At 58.9% G+C, this 20,295-nt stretch carries 23 protein-coding genes; 8 read left to right on the top strand and 15 right to left on the bottom strand.

Translation table 11 applies throughout. The annotated features are described in order from the left end of the window. Nucleotides 1-110 precede the first annotated feature (110 nt). Nucleotides 111-533: a nucleoside-diphosphate kinase gene (ndk, locus tag GGE33_RS20505; RefSeq protein WP_148145381.1), complete on the top strand. Its 423-nt coding sequence runs from the start codon at nt 111-113 to the stop codon at nt 531-533. Nucleotides 534-587: 54 nt separating this feature from the next. Here the strand turns inward: ndk and GGE33_RS20500 are convergent, their stop codons facing one another. Next, nucleotides 588-1,091 (bottom strand): hypothetical protein, encoded by a 504-nt coding sequence (locus GGE33_RS20500; RefSeq protein WP_183827271.1) that lies wholly within the window; start codon nt 1,089-1,091, stop codon nt 588-590. Continuing rightward, nucleotides 1,088-1,633 (bottom strand): CGNR zinc finger domain-containing protein, encoded by a 546-nt coding sequence (locus GGE33_RS20495; protein ID WP_183827268.1) that lies wholly within the window; start codon nt 1,631-1,633, stop codon nt 1,088-1,090. Before GGE33_RS20495 ends, GGE33_RS20500 begins: the two co-directional genes overlap by 4 nt. Nucleotides 1,634-1,698: 65 nt before the next feature. On the opposite strand from GGE33_RS20495, the gene GGE33_RS20490 reads away from it, so the two are divergent. Then, nucleotides 1,699-2,595 (top strand): branched-chain amino acid ABC transporter permease, encoded by an 897-nt coding sequence (locus tag GGE33_RS20490; RefSeq protein ID WP_183827265.1) that lies wholly within the window; start codon nt 1,699-1,701, stop codon nt 2,593-2,595. A 12-nt stretch (nt 2,596-2,607) separates the two neighbouring features. On the opposite strand, the gene GGE33_RS20485 is transcribed toward GGE33_RS20490, so the two are convergent. The 4 genes from GGE33_RS20485 to uvrC all read right to left on the bottom strand — a co-directional run bounded on the left by GGE33_RS20485 (nt 2,608) and on the right by uvrC (nt 6,141). Beyond that, on the bottom strand, nt 2,608-3,072 hold the full coding sequence (locus GGE33_RS20485) for a molybdenum cofactor biosynthesis protein MoaE (RefSeq protein WP_148145377.1): 465 nt from the start codon (nt 3,070-3,072) through the stop codon (nt 2,608-2,610). A gap of 4 nt (nt 3,073-3,076) precedes the next feature. Further along, on the bottom strand, nt 3,077-3,334 hold the full coding sequence (gene moaD, locus GGE33_RS20480) for a molybdopterin converting factor subunit 1 (protein ID WP_183827262.1): 258 nt from the start codon (nt 3,332-3,334) through the stop codon (nt 3,077-3,079). A gap of 10 nt (nt 3,335-3,344) precedes the next feature. After that, complete coding sequence (gene pgsA / locus GGE33_RS20475) at nt 3,345-3,932, bottom strand: CDP-diacylglycerol--glycerol-3-phosphate 3-phosphatidyltransferase (RefSeq protein WP_148145375.1); 588 nt, start codon at nt 3,930-3,932, stop codon at nt 3,345-3,347. Nucleotides 3,933-4,074: 142 nt separating this feature from the next. Beyond that, complete coding sequence (gene uvrC, locus GGE33_RS20470; protein WP_183827259.1) at nt 4,075-6,141, bottom strand: excinuclease ABC subunit UvrC; 2,067 nt, start codon at nt 6,139-6,141, stop codon at nt 4,075-4,077. Between the two features lie 582 nt (nt 6,142-6,723). Between uvrC and GGE33_RS20465 the strand changes: the two genes are divergently transcribed. Then, nucleotides 6,724-7,362, top strand: coding sequence for an outer membrane protein (locus GGE33_RS20465; protein ID WP_183827255.1), 639 nt, complete (start codon nt 6,724-6,726; stop codon nt 7,360-7,362). Between the two features lie 74 nt (nt 7,363-7,436). Here the strand turns inward: GGE33_RS20465 and GGE33_RS20460 are convergent, their stop codons facing one another. From GGE33_RS20460 to GGE33_RS20450, 4 genes are all read right to left on the bottom strand, one after another. Then, on the bottom strand, nt 7,437-8,426 hold the full coding sequence (locus GGE33_RS20460) for a Bug family tripartite tricarboxylate transporter substrate binding protein (RefSeq protein ID WP_183827251.1): 990 nt from the start codon (nt 8,424-8,426) through the stop codon (nt 7,437-7,439). Between the two features lie 262 nt (nt 8,427-8,688). Beyond that, nucleotides 8,689-8,817 carry a hypothetical protein gene (locus GGE33_RS27735; RefSeq protein ID WP_281388851.1) on the bottom strand — a complete coding sequence of 43 codons (129 nt, stop codon included), beginning with the start codon at nt 8,815-8,817 and terminating at the stop codon, nt 8,689-8,691. Between the two features lie 160 nt (nt 8,818-8,977). Continuing rightward, nucleotides 8,978-9,574, bottom strand: a complete 597-nt coding sequence (locus tag GGE33_RS20455; RefSeq protein ID WP_148145371.1) for a glutathione S-transferase family protein — start codon at nt 9,572-9,574, stop codon at nt 8,978-8,980. 23 nt (nt 9,575-9,597) lie between these two features. Continuing rightward, nucleotides 9,598-10,296, bottom strand: a complete 699-nt coding sequence (locus GGE33_RS20450) for a ribonuclease T2 family protein (protein WP_394353677.1) — start codon at nt 10,294-10,296, stop codon at nt 9,598-9,600. A gap of 134 nt (nt 10,297-10,430) precedes the next feature. Between GGE33_RS20450 and GGE33_RS20445 the strand changes: the two genes are divergently transcribed. Then, on the top strand, nt 10,431-11,414 hold the full coding sequence (locus GGE33_RS20445; protein WP_148145370.1) for a lysylphosphatidylglycerol synthase domain-containing protein: 984 nt from the start codon (nt 10,431-10,433) through the stop codon (nt 11,412-11,414). Between the two features lie 15 nt (nt 11,415-11,429). Here GGE33_RS20445 and GGE33_RS20440 read toward each other — a convergent pair whose 3' ends face one another. Beyond that, nucleotides 11,430-12,299: a 23S rRNA (adenine(2030)-N(6))-methyltransferase RlmJ gene (locus GGE33_RS20440; RefSeq protein WP_183827249.1), complete on the bottom strand. Its 870-nt coding sequence runs from the start codon at nt 12,297-12,299 to the stop codon at nt 11,430-11,432. An 83-nt stretch (nt 12,300-12,382) separates the two neighbouring features. Here GGE33_RS20440 and GGE33_RS20435 point away from each other — a divergent pair, with 83 nt between their 5' ends. The 3 genes from GGE33_RS20435 to GGE33_RS20425 all read left to right on the top strand — a co-directional run bounded on the left by GGE33_RS20435 (nt 12,383) and on the right by GGE33_RS20425 (nt 16,435). Further along, the gene (locus tag GGE33_RS20435) at nt 12,383-14,515 is read left to right on the top strand and encodes a molybdopterin-containing oxidoreductase family protein (protein ID WP_183827246.1); all 2,133 of its coding nucleotides are present in this window, start codon (nt 12,383-12,385) and stop codon (nt 14,513-14,515) included. A 40-nt stretch (nt 14,516-14,555) separates the two neighbouring features. Then, nucleotides 14,556-15,167 carry an NUDIX domain-containing protein gene (locus tag GGE33_RS20430; RefSeq protein ID WP_183827243.1) on the top strand — a complete coding sequence of 204 codons (612 nt, stop codon included), beginning with the start codon at nt 14,556-14,558 and terminating at the stop codon, nt 15,165-15,167. 98 nt (nt 15,168-15,265) lie between these two features. Then, a complete protein-coding gene (locus GGE33_RS20425) occupies nt 15,266-16,435 on the top strand; it encodes an alpha-D-ribose 1-methylphosphonate 5-triphosphate diphosphatase (protein ID WP_183827239.1) in 1,170 nt (389 codons plus the stop codon). A 9-nt stretch (nt 16,436-16,444) separates the two neighbouring features. Here the strand turns inward: GGE33_RS20425 and GGE33_RS20420 are convergent, their stop codons facing one another. The 4 genes from GGE33_RS20420 to purM form a co-directional block, all read right to left on the bottom strand. Beyond that, nucleotides 16,445-16,849, bottom strand: coding sequence for a type II toxin-antitoxin system VapC family toxin (locus tag GGE33_RS20420; RefSeq protein WP_183827236.1), 405 nt, complete (start codon nt 16,847-16,849; stop codon nt 16,445-16,447). Then, a complete protein-coding gene (locus tag GGE33_RS20415) occupies nt 16,849-17,094 on the bottom strand; it encodes a type II toxin-antitoxin system Phd/YefM family antitoxin (RefSeq protein ID WP_183827233.1) in 246 nt (81 codons plus the stop codon). Before GGE33_RS20415 ends, GGE33_RS20420 begins: the two co-directional genes overlap by 1 nt. A gap of 71 nt (nt 17,095-17,165) precedes the next feature. After that, complete coding sequence (gene purN / locus GGE33_RS20410; RefSeq protein WP_183827230.1) at nt 17,166-17,831, bottom strand: phosphoribosylglycinamide formyltransferase; 666 nt, start codon at nt 17,829-17,831, stop codon at nt 17,166-17,168. A 26-nt stretch (nt 17,832-17,857) separates the two neighbouring features. After that, nucleotides 17,858-18,931 (bottom strand): phosphoribosylformylglycinamidine cyclo-ligase, encoded by a 1,074-nt coding sequence (gene purM, locus GGE33_RS20405; protein ID WP_183827227.1) that lies wholly within the window; start codon nt 18,929-18,931, stop codon nt 17,858-17,860. 197 nt (nt 18,932-19,128) lie between these two features. On the opposite strand from purM, the gene GGE33_RS20400 reads away from it, so the two are divergent. Then, the gene (locus GGE33_RS20400; protein ID WP_183827201.1) at nt 19,129-20,295 is read left to right on the top strand and encodes an AI-2E family transporter; all 1,167 of its coding nucleotides are present in this window, start codon (nt 19,129-19,131) and stop codon (nt 20,293-20,295) included.

The following is a 20,295-nucleotide window of genomic DNA, read 5'->3' as shown; positions in this document are numbered from 1 at the left end:
GACAATAGCCAAGACAATGGCCGGGACCCCCTTGTTTCCGGCGCTTGAGGCGGGTAAACACCGCCAACTTTCCCCTGGCAAAGTGCCCCTGGAAACAAAGGATAGACAAGATGGCGATTGAACGCACCTTCTCGATGATCAAGCCGGACGCCACCAAGCGCAACCTGACCGGCGCTATCACCAAGGTATTCGAAGACAACGGCCTGCGCATCATCGCGTCCAAGCGCGTCTGGATGTCGAAGCGCGAAGCCGAAGGTTTTTACGCAGTTCACAAGGAACGTCCGTTCTTCGGCGAACTGGTTGAAGGCATGACCTCTGGCCCGACCATCGTTCAGGTTCTGGAAGGCGAAGGCGCCATCCTGAAGAACCGCGAAATCATGGGCGCGACCAACCCGGCTCAGGCTGCTGAAGGCACGATCCGCAAGCAGTTCGCCCTGTCGATCGGCGAAAACTCGGTTCACGGTTCGGATGCTCCGGAAACCGCCGCTCAGGAAATCGCCTACTGGTTCGCAGAAACCGAAATCGTCGGCTAATCGCCACACGATTGATGATTGAAAAAAGCCGGGGCTGACGCTCCGGCTTTTTTGTTATCTAGGGCAGCTGCCGTCACTCGACATGTCTTCGCTTCCATCCGCGTGAAAGACATCGGGATTGGGCGTATAGCCGGGCCCGACGACGAGCGGCTTGGCGGGCAGCACGCTCTGGTCGACATCCGAGGTAATGCTCGTTTCGATCTCCTGCAGCACGTCGCCTGATGCCGACAGGATGCGAATGGTGACCGCATAGGAGCGGTCCTTGCGCACGCATTGCAGATGCGGGCTCTGGATGACGATCTTCTCCTCGATCGGAAAGATTCTTTCCCGAGCCTTAAGGGCATCGCCGCCCTTCGGATTTTCGAACTCTGCCGTAACGACGCTGCCATCCGGCAATGGGCGAAGCTTTTTCAGCGTGACGAGATAATTGGCCGTGGCGACGCGATAGTTGAACACGAATAGACGCCCGGAAAGCTCGACCAGCTTGCCCTCGGTTTCCCGCTGGCAGGAGGCGAGAGCAAGGATTGCGAGAGCGGCCGCGAGCGCCGTGCCCTTCATGGCAGCCGATCCTTCCTGGCATTGTAGTGACGCGCAGCCTTGACCCGGTTGCCGCACACAGTCATGTCGCACCAGATGCGGCTGCGGTTCTTGCTGCGGTCGATGAACAGCCAGCCGCAATTGCCGCAGATCCTGATCCTCTTTTTTTCGGTGTCGGACAACAGCCTCAGAGCCGAATAGGCCGTCTCGGTCTCAAGCGATCCCCTGGCTCCCAGCCGCAGTACCGCGGCTACCGCCTCCAGCAGGGAGGCGAGAAGCAGCGATGTTTCTGCCTCGCTTACGCAGGCCCGAAAATAACCGTCGATTGCCTCACGCATGGCAATGAACGATGCCTCGTTCTGCTTCGGTAGGACAGCAGGCGTGCCGAACAGCGCGCGCTCCGCGGAGAATTCGCCTGCAGCTTTCGCAAATGCATTCAGTTGCGCCGGCTCGGCAAATCGATCCACGCTGCGGGCAGGGTTGAAACGCAGGATGACGCTGTTGGCGACGTCCAGCGCCAGCGCACCCCCGGCAAAACGATGTGGTGTCCATGAAAAGGTCATGAGCGATTATAACTTTCAAAATGGCTTTTACCAGTTATATTCGATCTCACGTATTGGAGCGCCGGATGGCCTATTTCCTGCAGCAGATCGCCAATGCTTTGCCGACCTCATCGCTCTATGCAGCGCTGGCTTTCGGCTATGCGCTCGCCTTTGCCGTCACCCGCCGCGCCGACATCACCTATGGTGCGATCTTCGCCTTTTCCGGCCACATCTATCTTCTCTTCGCCCATATAGGCTGGGATCGGCTGTGGCTTATTCTGCCCGCTTCGCTGGCGCTTGGTGCGGCGGCCGGATTGATCGGCGGGGTAGGGGCAGGTGCTGCGATCGGGCAGTTCGTCATGCGGCCGCTTTCAGCCGTATCGCCGAATGCCATGATCGTCGCCTCGCTCGGTCTGGTGATGGTGCTGATGGAAGGCGCGCGGCTTGCTTCCGATACGCGCGAACTCTGGCTGCCGCCTTTCCTGAATGGCCGGATCGTCTTCTGGCAGGGTTCTGACTTTTCCGTTGGGCTGACAATGCTGCAAGTGATCAACACGGCGCTGATGTTGGTGATGGTTTTCGCTGGCCATATCGCGCTCTGGCATGGCCGTTTCGGCCGTTGCTGGCGGGCGGTCTCCGACGATGCCTTTGCGGCAGAGCTGTCCGGCGTCAATTCCGCACGGATCTTCGTCTCGGCTTACGCGCTGGCGGCCCTCTATGCCTCAGTTTGCGGCATACTCGCGACATCCTATTACGGGACGATGGATTTCGGTGCCGGCCTGCTTTTCGGTCTGAAAGTCGTGCTGATAGCCGCTGCTGGTGGACATTCAAGCCCGATCAAATCTGCGGCCGGGGCGGCATTGGTCGGGATAGCCGAAACGCTATGGGGCGGATACGGCCCGATTTTCTGGCGCGATCTGGCGGTAATTTCGGGGCTGGTTGTGCTTCTTGTTCTCAGCCGCCGGGAGCGGATAACGATCTGACGGAGGTGGAATTCAGTCCCACTTGTTCTTCGCTTGGTCATCGATGCCCTTGGCCTCGATCCACGCTCCGGCGGTGCCGTCGGTCGCATGTTCCTTCTTCCAGAAGGGCGCCGAGGTCTTGAGGTAATCCATGATGAAATTGGCGCCGTCAAAGGCGGCCTGCCGGTGCGGCGCGGCAGCGATGACCAGCACGATATTCTGGCCCGGCTCGATCCGGCCGTGACGATGAATGGCGGTTGCCCCCATCAGCGAAAAACGCTCGATCGCAAGATCGGCGATCCGCTTCATCTCCATTTCCGCCATACCGGGATAGTGCTCGAGTTCCAGCGCCGAAAGCTTGCCCTGTTCGCTGCGGCAGAGCCCGACGAATGAGACGATCGCGCCGATATCCGTGCGGCCACCGCTCAGGGCATCGACTTCCGCCTGAAGATCGAAATCATGCGCCTGCACGCGGATGGTGGGAGAGGGGACATTCACCGTTTCACCCGCCGGTCATCGGTGGAAATATGCCGATCTCGCGGGCACCGGCGATCGCCTCGTCATGCTCGACATGTTCCTGATTGATCGCCACGCGGATCACATCGGGAAATTCAAGTGCAGCCTCGTATACCTCACCAAAGCCCTTCAGGTGATTCAGCAAATCGCCAACGGTCACGACGCTTTCAGGAAGCTCGATTTCCTCCTCGGTCTTGCCGATACGTTCGCGAACCCAGGCGAAATAGATGAGATTGACCTTCATTCCAAAGTCCTCAATCCGCATCCACCAGATGCTTTACGCCGGCCTTGAAGTAGTCGTAGCCGGTGTAGAAGGTCAGGATCGCAGCAACCCAGAGAAGCGCGATACCCATTTCGGTTATATAAGGTACGACCTTGTCGCCGGCGGGACCGGCGAGCAGGAAGGCGATCGATACCATCTGGATCGTCGTCTTCCATTTGGCGACCCGTGTGACCGGCACGGAGACTTTCAGCGCGGCGAGATATTCACGCAGGCCCGAGACGAGGATTTCACGGCAAAGGATTGTGATCGCCGCCCAGAGCGACCAGCCGGCAATCGTTCCATCCGCTGCCATCAGCAGCAGGACCGAGGCGACCAGCAGCTTGTCGGCGATCGGATCGAGCATGCGGCCGATATTCGACGTCTGGTTCCAGATGCGGGCGAGATAGCCGTCGAGATAGTCGGTCAGCGAGGCGATGACAAACAGCCACAGCGCCGTCCAGCGGGCAGTGTCAGAGCTTTCCAGCTTCCCCTCGACGAAAAAACAGAGAACGATCACCGGCACGGCAACGATGCGCGCATAGGTGAGAAGATTGGGGATATTGTATGCGCGGGAAGCCATATCGTACCTATGCTTGCGTGTTGTTCCCTAGTTGATGCGTCCAAGGCCAAGCGTCAACCGGTTTCGCGGCTTTTTTACAGACGATTGTGACAGGCGATCCGCCGAGAGTTGCGAAAGGCCAGATCGAGGCTCGGAAGCGGGATCAATTGGCCCTCGTTTCGTGAAAATGGTTATAGACCTGCTTGGCCACAGCCTCTGAAATCCCTTCGACGGCCATGAGATCGTTGAGGCCCGCGCGTGATACGGCCTTGGCCGTGCCGAAATGCTGCAGGAGCTTGCGTTTTCGGCCCGGTCCGATGCCGGAAATCTCGTCCAGCGGGTTCTTGATCATCTCCTTCTTGCGTCGTGCCCGGTGCGAGCCGATCGCAAACCGATGCGCCTCGTCGCGCATGCGCTGGATGAAATAGAGAACCGGATCGCGCGGCGGCAGCGAGAAGTCGCTTTTGCCATCGGCAAAGAATCGCTCGCGGCCGGCATCGCGGTCGACGCCCTTGGCGACGCCGATGGCGGTCACGACATCGCGAATGCCGAGTTCATCGAGAATGGCGCGGACAGCCGTCATCTGCCCCTGGCCGCCGTCGATCAGGATCACGTCGGGCCATGCCGGGAAGGCGGCGTCATTGATATCGTCGCCGGTCGTTTCCATTGCGGCCTCGGCATTCGTGCCAGCCGAAATGCTGCGGTCCGGAATCCCCTCTTCCTTGATGAGGCGGGAGAAGCGCCGCGTCATCACTTCCTTCATCATGCCAAAATCGTCGCCAGGGGTGATGTCGGTCGATTTGATGTTGAACTTGCGATACTGGCCTTTCACGAAACCTTCCGGCCCCGCCACGACCATGCCACCCACGGCATTGGTGCCCATGATATGCGAGTTGTCGTAAATCTCGATACGGCGGGGCTGATAGGGTAGCGCGAATGTCTCCGCCAATCCCTTGAGCAGTCGCGCCTGCGAGGATGTCTCGGCCTGCTTGCGGCCATGCGCTTCGCGGGCATTGGCGAGAACGTGATCGACGAGATCGCGCTTTTCGCCCCGCTGTGGCACCAGGATCGCCACTTTGTGTCCTGCCTTTTCGGAAAAGGCGAGCGCCAGCAAATCCTGCTCCTCGACCGTTTCGGAAAGCAGGATCTGTTTCGGGACCGGCTTGTCGTCGTAGAACTGCGCAAGGAAAGCGTTCAGCACTTCGGCCGCCGTCATCTGCGGATCGGCCTTGGGGAAATAGGCGCGGTTACCCCAGTTCTGCCCGGTGCGGAAGAAGAAGACCTGGATGCAGGTCAGTCCGCCCTCGTGATGGATGGCGAAGATATCCGCCTCCTCAACGCCGGCTGGGTTGATGCCCTGATGGCTCTGGACATGCGAAAGCGCCGCCAGTCGGTCGCGATAGACTGCAGCACGCTCGAAATCGAGATCTTCCGAAGCTTCCTGCATCTGGGCAGCGATCGTGTTCTTCACATTCTGGCTGCGGCCCGACAGAAAGTCCGATGCTTCCTTGACCAGATCAGCATACCCCGCATCACTGATTTCATGCGTGCAGGGGCCGGAACAGCGTTTGATTTGATAGAGAAGACAGGGTCGCGTGCGCGTCTCGAACACGCTGTCGGTGCACGTGCGCAGCAGGAAGGCGCGCTGCAGTGAATTGATCGTGCGGCCTACGGCGGAGGCGGAGGCGAACGGCCCAAAATACTGGCCTTTGCGTGCCCGCGCGCCGCGATGCTTCAATAGAGCAGGAGCGCGGTGATCGCCGCTGATCAGAATATAGGGAAACGACTTGTCGTCGCGCAAAAGCACGTTGAAGCGCGGGCGCAGCCGCTTGATCAGGTTGGCTTCGAGAAGCAGCGCCTCGGTTTCCGTCCGCGTCGTGACGAATTCCATATGCGTCGTCTCGCGCACCATGCGGGTGAGGCGGTTGGAATGCAGCCTCCCTTGCGCATAATTGCCGACGCGTTTCTTCAGGCTGCGTGCCTTGCCGACATACATCACATCGCCGGCCTCATTGAACATGCGGTAGACGCCCGGCGTATTCGGCAGGTGCTTGACGAATTCGGCAATCAGATCGGCACCCTTGAGGCCGCTTTCGTTCTTAAGCGCCTCGTTCCAGTCGATTGTCGCGGCAATCGTGTCGGCAGGCGTATCAGGCGCCGCTGCGTCATCCTCGTCATCATCGATCTCGTCATAGAGAACGCCGCCATCCGGCAGCTTCTTGTCGTTCATTACATATCTCCGCCACGTCGCGCGTAGGCGCCGGGCTCGCCATATCTCGAATCGAAGTCGATTTCTGCTCTCACAGATAGTGTCCGGTGAAGCTGTTTGGAAGCAGGCGCGGTTGTTGCGCCTCAATCGCGGCCGTTGACGAAATGCGGCGGCATTCGGACGGTCGTGCCGGTGTGAGGTCGGGAGCGGTATGCATAGACAGGTATTTCGAAGCATAAACGGGAGGAGCCGAGATGTGATCTGTTTGGTCTAAACTCGAACAACAGGCACATCTTGGGTGCAGCTTGATGATTGTCATCAAATATCGTGTGTATTGACTTGGATATTTTCGCTTGTTAAGAAATAAGAAAGAAATGTAAAGCAGTTAATCAACGAATTAGTATTGTATTAGGGTTAATGAAATACATGTTGCGGTGATGCAACATCAAGATTTAGCCTTCTGTCTGCCGCAAACAATTCACAATTCGGCTCTCTCATTTCCTCAATTGCACTCCAAATTTCTCCTCAGCGAGCAGGGAACAAAGCTGTCGCCAACAATGTTGATGTGACGCCTTCCCGGCAGCATTAAAAGGAGAAAAATGTATGCGTATTCTCATCGCAACTCTGATGGCCTCGGCTGCCAGCTTCATCGCAATTTCCGCGGCCAATGCTGCTGACGCTGTAGATCAGGTCCCGCAGGCGCCGGTCGCCGTTGACGAGCCGGCTCCGGCTGTCGGTAACTGGCAGGGTTACTACCTCGGTGCAACCGGTGCCTACGACTGGGGCCGTTTCGGCGCTGGCGATCGTGATGGCAAGCTTGGTGGCGGTCTCTATACCGGTTACAACTGGCAGAGCGGCCAGATCGTCTACGGTGTTGAAGGCGATGTCGCCTACAACGGCGAAAAGGACGGCACTTATCCGGATCTCGAAGGCAAGGCTGGCTGGAACGGCTCGCTGCGCGGTCGCGTCGGTTACGACATGAACCCCTTCCTGATCTACGGTACGGCCGGTGTCGCCATCCAGGACAACAAGCTGTCTGACGCAACATCGTCGGAAAGCAAGACTGCCGTTGGTTACACGGTCGGTGCAGGTGCTGAAGCCTTCGTCACCAGCAACATCACGGCCCGTCTCGAATACCGTTACACCGACTACGGTTCCAAGGACTACAATCTCGATAGCGGCTCCTTCTCGAAGGGCTATGACGATCACAGCGTCAAGGTCGGTATCGGCGTGAAGTTCTAATCAGACCTATAGCCTAAACAGGCTGGGGAAGCCCGCGGCGTGAATGCCGCGGGCTTTTTTGTATGCGAAAATCTTCAGTCCATCTGGATGTTGGCGGCCTTGACCACCGGGCTCCATTTGGCAAGCTCGGCTGTCACATGCTTGCCGAGTTCTTCCGGCGTGGAGCCGACGATCGTGGCGGAAAAGTCCTTCATCCGACCGGCGACTGCTGGGTCTTTCAACGCAGTATTGGCGGCTTCGTTGAGCTTGGCGACCACTTCCGGAGGCGTACCGGCGGGCGCGAACAGGGCGTTCCAAGTGTAGGTTTCATAACCTGGCACGGTCTCGGCCACGGTCGGCACGTCAGGGAAAGAGGGCGCGCGTTCCTTCGTCGTGATGCCGAGCGCTTTCAGCGTCCCGCCCTTGATATGGCTGGAGGACGAGGGGAGGTTGTCGAACATGATCGAAATCTGGTTGCCGAGAAGGTCGTTGAGAGCAGGACCGGCACCCTTGTAGGGAACGTGCTGCATTTTCACGCCAGCCATGCTGTTGAACAGCTCGCCGGAGAGATGCAGCGGCGTGCCGTTGCCCGACGATGCGTAGGAATATTTGTCCGGGTCCTTCTTCAGGAGCTCGATCAGTTCCGCGACGGAATTGACTTCGAGTTTCGGATTGACGACCAGCACATTCGGCACGATGACGAGCAGTGAAACCGGTGAGAAATCCTTTTCCGGATCGTACGGTTTCTGTTTCAGGATCAAGGGGTTGAGGGCGTGTGTTGCGACGGTGCCCATGAGGATCGTGTAGCCATCCGGGTCTGCGCGGGCCACGCGGTCGGCACCGAGATTGCCGCCTGCGCCGGCAACGTTTTCGACCACCACCTGCTGGCCGAGGATATCGCCCATCTTCTGCGCCACCACGCGGCCGACCACATCCGTGGAGCCGCCGGCAGCGAAGGGCACGACCAGCGTGATCGTCCGGTCGGGAAAGGTCTGGGCATTCGCCTGATGGCCGAACGAGAGCGCTGAAAGTGCTGTTCCGGCAAGAACAAGCGCGGCACGCCGCGTCAATGCAGTGAATGTCATCTGATTTCCTCCATCACGGCCTCCCGCCGTTCGTCTCATAGTAGCGGAGGGAGGGGTGAGGGCAAGCATTTCAGGTGCTTGGGCATATAGGAGGAAAGTCTAAGTATATCGAGAGTTGAACGATCGGCTTGTCGGCTCGTGCCTGCAGGGAGAGATAGCATCCCTTCAGCAAGAAAATTCATCTTCTGCCGGAGACGCTTCAACGTCATCCCGCCAAGTCCCGTCGTCGCCAATGTCGCTGGCCACCGTCCGGTGGCTTGTGTTATTTTTTGGTGATGGAGCTTTCGGAGTTCTTCACCTGAGAACCGAGCGTTTTCGCGACCTTCTCGGCGCCCTTCTCCTTTTTGGGTTTCCGGACTTCCTTGTTGCTTCGCACCTGACCCTTGGCCATCTTTTTCTCCTTTTTCTAGATGACATGTTGTCGATCCGATTGCTTCGGATGGCAAGCACATTCGGTTGCTGCAGGCCGGGCCGGAAGTCAAAATTTCAAGGGGCCTGAGCGGCCCCCTTGATCGTTTCCGATGCATTGAAAAGCAATGTCCGGGCCAGGCCTATGCAGCAGCCTTCATCTCCGCATAATGATAAAACTTCTTGGCAAAGATATCCGGCCAGGAAGCGAGTTCCGGGCGGCCTTCGGCCCATTGGCCGTTAAAGCGCAGGTCGAGATAACCGATCATTGCGGCGAGCGCGAAATGGCCGCCATGCAGTTTCTTGCCGGTCTTCGGCAGGTTCTTTTCCAGATGGTCGAGCGACTTGACCACCTTTGCCCACTGCTTGTCGATCCACGGCTGATAGGCATTTTCCTCGCCGCGGAAACGGCGCTCGTAGACAATCGAGAGAAGGCAGTCCATCACACCGTCGCACAGCGCCTCAAGCACTTCCGCTTCGGTGCGCTTCTCATCCTTTTTTGGATAAAGTTTGCCGCCCGACTTGCGGTCGAGAAAATGCATGATCGCGACGCTATCATAGATCGGCGCTTCACCGTCGCGGATCAGTACCGGGATTTTGCCCAGCGGATTGTTGTCCGTCAGTTCCGCCGGTGCAGTATTGGTATCGGTCTTCACCTCTGTCAGCTCGATACCGAGGTGGCGCGCCGCCATGCGGCACTTGGCCGAGTAGGGGGATGCTGGAGAATATAGAATTTTCATCAGGCTTTCCTCTTTGAAATTTGTCAGCGGGCTGGCGGAAGGGTGACCTGGCTGATCGTGCAGCCTCGGCGGTCGACTTCGGCGCAGTCGCGGAATGCGAGATCCTTGGTGAGGCAGATGCGGATTTCTTCCAACTGGCGTCCCTCGCAGCTCGCGGCGATGCCGCGGTGGCTCATGCCGGGATTGGCGCTGAGGAACTTTTGTTCGATTTCATCCGCGGATAGGCTAAGAGGCCGGTCGCCGCGGGTCAGGTCGGCAGGAATCGCGACACGCTCATAAGCCTGGCGGACCTTGTCGAAATAAGTCTCCTGATTCAGCCCTGAGCAGCTGCCGTGCTTTCGCCACTGATGGCCGACAAGTCCCATCGATGGCATGATGTCGAACATCTTTTCGCCAACCGTACGCGGTACCCGTTCAGGCTCGGAGGTTCGGCAAAAGTCCGGATAACCCTTTTCATATTGTGGCCACAGGCCATGCACGACGAAGCGGAACCGTTTGTCGATGCCGCATTGCTGGTCGTTGCGACCGCCCTTGGCAGTGGCGCAGAAGGTCGGAGACCATGAGAGCGAGAGCACGTAGAAATCGAAATTCCCGGCGCGGTCCGGCTGCCGATCCTGGCGACGTTCCTGCGCATTGACCGGGGACAATGCCGAGACCGCGGTTGCGAGCATGATCGCTGCGGCAAAAAGGACCTCGCGGAGAGCCGACGATTTCTTCATCATGATCACGAATCCTCACCATTGGAACACGAGAGCGTTGTAATTGTTGAATGTTCAGTGTCCAAGCGAATAGAGTGCAAATTCGCTGATGGCTGCGTGCAGTGATCGAGGTGGGGAGCAAAGAGCGAAACAGCTGAATGACATTCAAGAAATACCTGTGGCCTGCCGTTGGCGGCCTTACGATAGCGCTTTCGGCGTGGCTTCTCTACAAGGAATTGAGGGGGCTTTCGCTCGATGATCTGTGGGTAAGCCTTGCGGCAATTCCCAAGACACACTGGTGCCTGGCCGCGGCTTCAAGCCTTGTCGCCTACTGGGCTTTGGCGGGATACGACCGGATAGCCCTCTTGCATCTCGGGCGCAAAATCGACTGGTTTTTCATCACCGTCTGTTCGTTCACCACCTACGCATTGTCGCATAATATTGGCGCCTCCGTCGTTTCCGGTGCCGTTGTCCGCTACCGCGCCTATTCGACGAGGGGCATGACACCGGCGGAAATCGGCGTCCTTATCGCCATGTGTTCCTTCACCTTCATTCTCGGAACGCTGATGCTGATCGGCATCATTCTTGTCATCGAGCCGGAAGTGATTGCGCGTTTCGGTGACCTGATCCCGGTCGAAGCTTCGGCTGCGCTGGGCTATCTGCTGCTGGTGTTGATCGGTCTATACGTCGTTGCCAGCTTCATGAAGCTGAAGCCGTTGACACTCCGGCTGTCGAAACTGGGGACGGTCAATATCGTCTATCCCGCACCACGGGTCGTGTTGCCGCAGCTTCTGATCGCGCCGATCGAGCTGATCGGGGCTGCCGGGATCATCTATTTTGCCCTGCCGGAGGTCGGAAATCCCGGATACATGGTCGTACTGGGAATTTTTCTCGTGTCCTTTTCCGCGGCCCTTCTTTCCCATGCACCGGGTGGTCTCGGTGTCCTGGAACTGGTTTTCGTCATGGGCCTGCCGGACATGAATCCGGCCGATGTCATCGCGGCACTGCTTGTCTTCAGGCTCTTCTACCTGATCATCCCCTTCGTCATGGCGCTGGTGGTGATCTTCGTTTTCGAGCGCTCGCAGTTTCGCCGCGATGAGCCGCTGGATATCCAGCGGGCCAAGCATCAGGAAAAGGCTTAGAGAGCTTCTGGGCGATTATTCCTCGCCGCGTCCGCCCTCTTCGCCACGCAGCCAGAAGGCGCGTTGCGAGGCAAAACGATCCTGACCAAGTACGGTTTTGAGTACCGGCAGTAGCGCATGCAACTCGTCCTTCAGCGTGAAGGGCGGGTTGACGATGATGAGACCGGTGCCGGAAAGCCCGGTCGTTTCGCGATCGCTTTTCACCGAAAGTTCGGCGCAGAGCATTTTAGGGATTTCCAGCGCCTGAAGCTCCTCATGGAAGGATTTGATCGGCGCGCCCTTCTTGATCGGATACCAGAGGCAATAGGTGCCGCCGGAAAAGCGGCGGTAGGCATTAGCAAGCCCCTTCACCAGCCGCTCGTATTCGCCGTTCTCCTCGAAAGGCGGATCGACCAGAACGATGCCGCGCTTTTCCTTCGGCGGTAGATGCGCACCGAGCGCCAGCCAGCCATCGAGCTCCGTCACGCGAACCTGGAAGTCACCCTCGAACAGATTGTGCAGACGGTTATAGTCTTCCGGATGCAGTTCCATCGCCGAAAGCCGATCCTGCGGGCGAAACAGCATGCGGGCAAGCTTTGGCGAGCCCGGATAAAGCTTGATGCCGCCCGCGGGGTTCAATTCCCGGATCGCGGTGAAATAGGGTTCGAGGATTTCGGCCACATCTGCAGGAAGCTCTGCCTCCATCAGCCGACCGATCCCGTCCACCCATTCACCGGTCTTCTGTGCTTCTTCCGACGACAGATCGTAAAGCCCGATGCCGGCATGGGTATCGAGCACGCGAAATGCCTTGTCCTTTTTCTGCTGGTAACGAACCAGCCGCGCCAGAACGGCGTGCTTGAGAACATCGGCAAAATTGCCCGCGTGATAGATATGCCGGTAGTTCATCTGGGCTTGTGTCTCGCTTGAATAAAATTGATGGCTGCCAAATCGCGCTTTTGGCGCGCCTCAGCTTGCAATATAGAAAACCCATGAACATCGCGACCCCCATCTCTGCCAAAAGCAAGCCCGGCCACAATTCAGTCGGCCATACCGTCTGTCCGCACGACTGTCCGAGCGCCTGCGCGCTGGATGTTGATCTGACCGAGGACGGCAGGATCGGCCGCGTGCGCGGGTCGTCGGACAATACCTATACGGCGGGCGTCATCTGCGCCAAGGTCGCGCGCTATTCCGAGCGCATCTACCATCCGGGCCGTCTCATGGTGCCGCAGCGCCGCAAAGGGGCGAAGGGCGATGGCAACTGGCAGGAGCTTTCCTGGCAGGCTGCGCTCGACGAGATCGCCGACGCATTCATCAAGGCTGAAGCGAAACATGGGTCCGAAGCCGTCTGGCCGTATTTTTACGCAGGCACGATGGGGCAGGTACAGCGCGACAGTATCGAGCGGCTGCGGCATGCCAAGAAATATTCGGGCTTCATGGGCACGATCTGCACCAACATGGCCTGGACCGGTTACGTGATGGGCACGGGCGCTCTACGGGGTCCCGATCCGCGCGAGATGGCGAAGTCCGATTGCGTCGTTATCTGGGGCACCAATGCGGTTGCCACCCAGATTAATGTCATGACCCATGCGATCAAGGCCCGCAAGGAACGCGGCGCGAAGATCGTCGTCGTCGACATCTACGACAATCCGACGATGAAACAGGCGGACGTAAAGATCGTCCTTCGTCCCGGCACGGATGCCGCGCTCGCCTGCGCCCTGATGCATATCGCCTTCCGCGACGGTTATGCCGACCGCGAGTATATGGCGAAATATGCCGATGACCCGGCTGGCCTCGAAGCGCACCTGAAATCCCGCACGCCGCAATGGGCGTCGGAAATCACCGGTCTTTCGGTCGAGGAGATCGAGGATTTCGCTCGTCTGATCGGCACGACGAAGAAAACCTTCTTCCGCCTCGGCTACGGTTTTTCCCGCCAGCGCAACGGCACGGCGGCCATGCATGCCGCATTGTCCGTCGCGACCGTTCTCGGCTCTTGGCAATACGAAGGCGGCGGCGCCTTCCATAACAACGGCGAGATCTTTCGGCTGAACAAGTCCGAGCTGATGGGCACGGCCTATATGGACCCCGAGATCCGCATGCTCGACCAGTCGCAGATCGGCCGCGTGCTGACCGGCGATCCGGTGGCTCTGCGTCATCGGGGCCCGGTCACGGCGCTTCTGATCCAGAACACCAATCCGATGAACATCGCGCCGGAGCAGCGCCTCGTGAAACAGGGATTTTTGCGCGACGACCTGTTCACCGCCGTGCACGAACAGTTCATGACCGATACGGCCAAAATGGCCGATATCGTGCTGCCGGCGACCATGTTCCTCGAACATGACGATCTATATCGCGCCGGCGGCCAGCAGCATATCCTACTCGGCCCCAAGCTGGTCGAGCCGCCATCGACCGTACGCACCAATCTCTTCGTCATCGAGGAACTGGCAAAGCGCCTCGGCGTCTATCATTTTGCCGGTTTCGGCAAGGATGAGCGCAGCCATATAGACCGCATTCTCGAAGATAGTGGCTGGGGCTCCTATGAGGATCTGAAGGCCGACAAGTGGATCGACGCCCAGCCGGATTTCGATACCGCCCATTACATCAACGGTTTCGGTTATCCGGATGGAAAATTCCGCTTCTCGCCGGACTGGATAAACGGCCCTTCGCCCGACCGCACACCGGATAGCGTCGGTCCGCTCGGCCCACACACGGAACTGCCGCGTTTTCCGGACCATGTCGCGGTAATCGAGACGGTCGATGCCGAACATCCGTTCCGGCTGGCGACCTCGCCATCGCGCAGCTTTCTGAATTCCAGCTTTGCCGAGACGAAAAGCTCGATCCAGAAGGAAGGCCGGCCGGAAGTGATGATCGAACCGACCGATGCCGAACGTCTGGGCGTCGTCGATGGCGATATCGTCTGTCTTGGCAATCTACGTGGCGAGATCCGCCTTCATGCGAGGCTGGTGCCGGGCGCAAAGCCGGGGGTGTTGATCGCCGAAGGTCTGTGGCCGAACGACGCACATCTCGATGGGGAGGGGATCAACGTCCTGACCGGCGCCGATCCTGTCGCTCCCTTCGGTGGTGCCGCCGTTCACGACAACAAGGTCTGGCTCCGCAAGAGCTGATCCTGCATCATCGACAAGAATCAGAAGTACAGGAACGGACATGATCGACATCGACACTTCCGAAGCAGAGCGGGTGCGCCTCGTATCGAGAAAGACCCTGTGGAAGGGGTTCGTGACGTTGGAGATGCTCACCTTCGAACAGCGCATGCCGGACGGGCGCGTCGTTACGGTCGATCGCGAGGTCCATGATCACGGTAGTGCCGCTGCCATCCTTCTGCATAATCCAGTCGACGATACCATCACTCTCGTCCGCCAATTCCGCTCCGGCGCATTTGCAAATGGCGACCCGGCCTACATGCTGGAAATCCCGGCGGGCCTCGTGGATGCAGGTGAAATCCCGGCCGAAGCCGTGGTCCGCGAGGCGATGGAAGAGACCGGTTTCAGCATAGAGAAGGCGCGCTATATCTGTGATGTCCATGCGAGCCCCGGCGCGCTGACGGAAAAGCTGTCGCTCTTCATCGCCAGCGTCGATGCGGACAGGCGGACCGGTCTCGGCGGCGGCCTTGCAGGTGAGGCGGAGGATATCGAAGTCGTCACACTCGGCCTCGACGACGCCTACCGGATGATCGCCACCGGCGAAATCACCGATGCCAAGACGATCATCGCATTGCAGTGGGCAATGCTGCATCGTGCGGAGCTGGCTTCGGCCTGAGACGCACGCTCTTTGTGAAATCTTCGCGGTTTCATACGAATGTCACGAAACGCGCCTAACGGCTCCAGCCGACAGACCGAAAGCATTAGGAGATGATCATGTGGCTCGGCAATTTCACCCTCGTTTTGCCGGACCAGATCGTTGAAGGCGGATCGGTTCGGATCGAGGACGGCGCGATCGCCGAAATCCGTGATGAAGCGGTTGCCGATGCGGTGATCGACGGTGGCGGGCGTTATCTGATGCCGGGTTTCGTCGATCTGCACGGCGACATGATCGAGCGCGAGATTTCCCCGCGCCCCAAGGCGGAGATGCCGATCGATTTCGGCATCCATGAGTTGGACAAGAAACTTGCGGCTCATGGCGTGACGACTGCTTATGCCGCCGTCTCCTTCGCCACCGAAAGTGTCTACGGCAATGTCCGTTCGCTGGAAACGACCTCAGCGGTGATCGAGGGCATCAACCGGCTGCGCGAGGATCTCCTGATCGACCATCGCGTCCATGCCCGTTACGAGATCACCAATGTCGGTGCAGCAGCAACGCTGGAGCGGCTGCTGGAGGCAGGAGAGATCGACATGGTATCGCTGACCGACCACACGCCGGGGCAGGGCCAGTATAACAATATCGAAGCCTATGTGCTGAGCATGTCGGAGCGCCGTTCGATCTCGATCGAGACCGCGCAGGCGATGATCAACAAGCGTATCGAGATGCGCAGTAACCCGGAAATCGAGACACGATTGAAGGAAATCGTCGCGCTCTCGAAAAAGCACGGACTGTCGCTTGCTTCGCATGATGACGACAGCGCCCAGAAAGTCATCGAGATGTTCGATCTCGGCGTCACGATCAGCGAGTTTCCGGTGACCATGGCTGCGGCCGAGGAAGCCATCCGTCGCGGCCTCCATACGCTGATGGGCGCGCCGAATGCTCTGCGCGGCAGCTCCATGTCAGGCAATCTGAGTGCGCTCGATGCGGCCAGCGCCGGCCTTCTCTCTACGATTGCAGCGGACTATCACCCGGCCGCCTTCGTTCCCGCGATCTTCAGGCTCGCCGACATCATGACGATCGGCCTGCCCAAGGCCGTCGCCATGGCAACGTCGAATGCTGCCCGTGCGGCAGGCCTCACCGATCGCGGCGAGATATCGATTGGCCAGCGCGCCGATCTCGTCGCCGTCGAGACCGGCGATGTCCACCGCATCCGCGCCACCTTCCGCGACGGCCGCTTCGTCTATAGCGATGGGACCTTGCACCCGTTGCAGATGATGGCGGCTTGAGGCTATCGGCTACGCGAGCAGCAGCACGTTTCCCTGTGTCGCTGCGGTAATCAATTGCTTGTCGAGAGTTGCGAGCGGCAACTTGGTCTCAAGAGCCAAGGCCAGATAGGCCGCATCATACGCAGTGAGATTATGGCGCTCGGCGAGTGTGAAGATCGGTTGATCATGCGGTTGACCAAGTGTGCGAATAGGTAGCATGCGCAGCATTGCCATAGCTGTCGCGACCATGGCAAAATCGATACGCTTCGGCCTATAGGTCATCATCAGCACGTTTCGCGCTTCATGCCAGAACAAGTCAGGAACCAGCGCTCTATTGGTCTGAAGTCGCGCATATGCTGTGTCGCCGATTGTTGATGCTTCGTCCGGCAATACCCAGCTACACGCGACGGAAGCGTCAACGACAAAGTCCGTCATTAGCGCCTACCTATGGCTTTCCATTCGGCAATTTCTTCTTGGGTTACTCGTGGCATCGTGTCACGAAAGGCCTTCACCTCTTCCAAGACTTTCATCCGCGCCTCGCGATCGAACGTTTCTTCCGCTAGAGACGTCAATCGTGCCATCGGCACGCCGTCACGCGTGAGGACGACATCCTCGCCTGCTTCCAGTTTTGCAAGCAACTCGTTGAGATCGGCATCGCCGATATTGACTGTAATCGTCATGGCAAGGCTCCGCCTGTCTCGTACAGGATAAGGCTGGTCAAAACGACGGTCAATCAGGGAGGGGCTTGGGCTTATAGACCTGCGGAGACGATCCGTTGATCGGCAATAGCCGCGTCATCTGCAGGTGTGAATTCCGCCCGTCCCCTTTCCATCCGCACCTTGCCCTCGGCAAGCAGCTTCAACGCCATCGGATAGAGCTCGTGCTCAACCGTCAGCACCCGCCCTGCCAGCATGTCGGCGGTGTCGTCGGTGATCACCGGCACGGCAGCCTGCGCCACGATCGGGCCTTCGTCCATGCCTTCGGTGACGAAATGTACGGTGCAGCCGGCGATCTTCATGCCGGCGTCGATGGCACGCTGATGCGTGTGGAGACCGGGGAAAAGCGGCAGCAGGGAAGGGTGGATGTTGAGAATGCGGCCCTCATAGGGGCGGATGAAATCGCCTGAGATCAGCCGCATGTAACCGGCAAGACAGATGATGTCCGGATTGATATCGGCAAGCGTCTCAAGGATTGCATTCTCATGCTCTGCCTTGCCGGCATAGGCCTTGCGTTCGAACACGTAAGTCCTGATGCCGCGCGCCTCGGCCTTGGCGAGCCCGCCGGCAGTCGGCTTATCGGAGATAACCGCTACGATCTCTGCAGGAAAACCGGGTTCAGCACAGGCATCGGCCAGCGATACCATGTTGGAGCCGCCGCCAGAGATGAAGACGACGACGCGCTTTTTGGCCGAGTTCATGATCTCATCCTCAAGACATTGAGAAATTACAGGCCGAGCGTACCCTTGTAGATGACGCCGGCACCGCCCTCAGCGCGCTCTACCATGCGGCCGAGCTGTACGACCGTCTCGCCTTCGGCGGAGAGCACGTCGGTCACCGCCTTGGCGTTCTCTTCAGACACGACGATGATCATGCCGATGCCGCAGTTGAAGGTGCGCAGCATTTCCTTCGGCTCGACACCGCCGGTTTTCGCCAGCCATGAGAACACGGCCGGAACTGGGATGTTGCCAAGCTCGATCTCTGCTGCGAGATGCTTCGGCAGGACGCGCGGAATGTTTTCCGGAAAACCGCCGCCAGTGATGTGGGCAAGCGCCTTCAAGGCATGCGTCTCGCGGATCGCCTTCAGAAGCGGCTTCACATAGATGCGGGTCGGGGTTAGCAGCGCTTCGCCGAGCTTCTTGTCTGCCGCGAACGGGGCAGGGGCATCCCAGCCGAGGCCGGAGAGCGAGACGATCTTGCGCACCAGCGAGAAACCGTTGGAATGAACGCCGGAAGAGGTGAGACCGAGAATGACGTCGCCGGGAGCGATATCGCCGGCCGGCAGAAGCTGGCCGCGTTCGGCAGCACCGACTGCAAAACCTGCAAGGTCGTAATCGCCGTCGGAATACATGCCCGGCATTTCGGCCGTCTCGCCGCCGATCAGCGCGCAGCCGGATTCGACGCAGCCCGCTGCAATGCCCTTGACGATCGCAGCACCCTGATCGGGATCGAGCTTGCCGGTAGCGTAATAATCGAGGAACAGAAGCGGTTCCGCACCCTGAACGACGAGGTCGTTGACGCACATGGCAACGAGGTCGATGCCGACCGTGTCATGGAAATCCGCGTCGATGGCGATCTTCAGCTTGGTACCGACGCCGTCATTGGCGGCAACCAGGATCGGGTCATTGAAGCCTGCTGCCTTCAGGTCGAAGAGGCCGCCGAAACCGCCAATCTCGCCGTCAGCACCAGGGCGCCGGGTGGAACGCACCGCCGGCTTGATCTTCTCGACCATCAGGTTACCGGCATCGATATCGACGCCTGCATCGCTATAGGTGAGACCGTTCTTGCCTGCCTCGCTCATAATCCATCTCCAGTCCGGACCCAAAGGGAACTATAAGCTGCCGCCAATTGCACGACGCGCCCGGATATGCAAGCGTTTCGGCCATGTTTTGAAGGCATTTCACAGGCATGCTCGCTAACCGGGATGTGAACTTGACCTCGTCCGGCAAGCCCCTCATATGCCATGGAAACGCGAATAGCGATCGACAAGGAGCAGACATGCCGTATCACGTCAGTGGCGCAAGCCTGAAGCGCCACATCCTGTTCTGGCTAGGCGTGCTTGTCGGCTTCATTCTTTTCTTGTGGTTTTTTTCGTCCATCCTTCTGCCCTTCGTGGCCGGCATGGCGCTCGCCTATTTCCTGGATCCGGTTGCCGACTGGCTTGAACGGCGGGGCCTCAGCCGCACCATGGCGACGATCGTTATTCTCGTCTGCTTCGTCACCATATTCGTGCTGGCATTGATGCTGGTCATCCCGATCATTATCAGCCAGTTCACCCAGTTTGCGGCGGCACTCCCGGGCTACCTCACAGAACTGCAGCAGATCATCTCCAGCCCGCAGACATCCTTCCTGCCGCCCTGGGTCTCGACCCAGATCGAAACGGTGAAGGAGAACTTTTCCCAGGTGCTGAGCCAAGGGGCAGGTTTTGTCGGATCCTTACTGGCGCAGATCTGGAATTCCGGCAAGGCGATCGTCGACGTCATGTCGCTGCTGGTCGTCACCCCGGTCGTCGCCTTCTACATCCTGCTCGACTGGGATCGCATGGTGCGCAAGGTCGATAGCTGGATCCCTCGGGATCAGGTGCAGATCGTGCGCCAGATCGCCCGCGATATGGACCAGTCGGTTGCCGGCTTCATCCGCGGCCAAGGCTCGCTCTGCCTCATCCTCGGCATTTATTACGCAGTCGGCCTCTCGCTCGTCGGGCTGAATTTCGGCCTGCTGATCGGCTTCGTCGCCGGCATGATCTCGTTCATCCCCTATATCGGTTCGCTCATCGGACTGGTGATGGCGATCGGCGTGGCGCTCGTGCAGTTCTGGCCGGATTTCCCCTGGATCCTCGCGGTAGCCGCCGTCTTCTTCTCCGGCCAGTTCCTTGAGGGCAATATCCTGCAGCCTAAGCTGGTCGGCCAGAGTGTCGGCCTTCATCCGGTCTGGCTGATGTTTGCCCTGTTTGCCTTCGGCGCGCTTTTCGGCTTTGTCGGCCTTCTCATCGCCGTACCCGCGGCTGCGGTGGTTGGCGTGCTTGTCCGTTTCGCCTTGGCACGATATCTTGATAGCGATATCTATTATGGCCGCTCCGCCGAACTCCCCTGGGAGGAGGGCGCAGCCCACGCAGTCGATCACCAGAACGACCCGCGTGAAATCGAAGCTCCTAAGAATAACTGA

This window comes from Aliirhizobium cellulosilyticum (assembly GCF_014198105.1).
GTDB classification, from domain to species: domain Bacteria; phylum Pseudomonadota; class Alphaproteobacteria; order Rhizobiales; family Rhizobiaceae; genus Neorhizobium; species Neorhizobium cellulosilyticum.
This window is presented reverse-complemented; position numbering and strand designations above follow the sequence as displayed.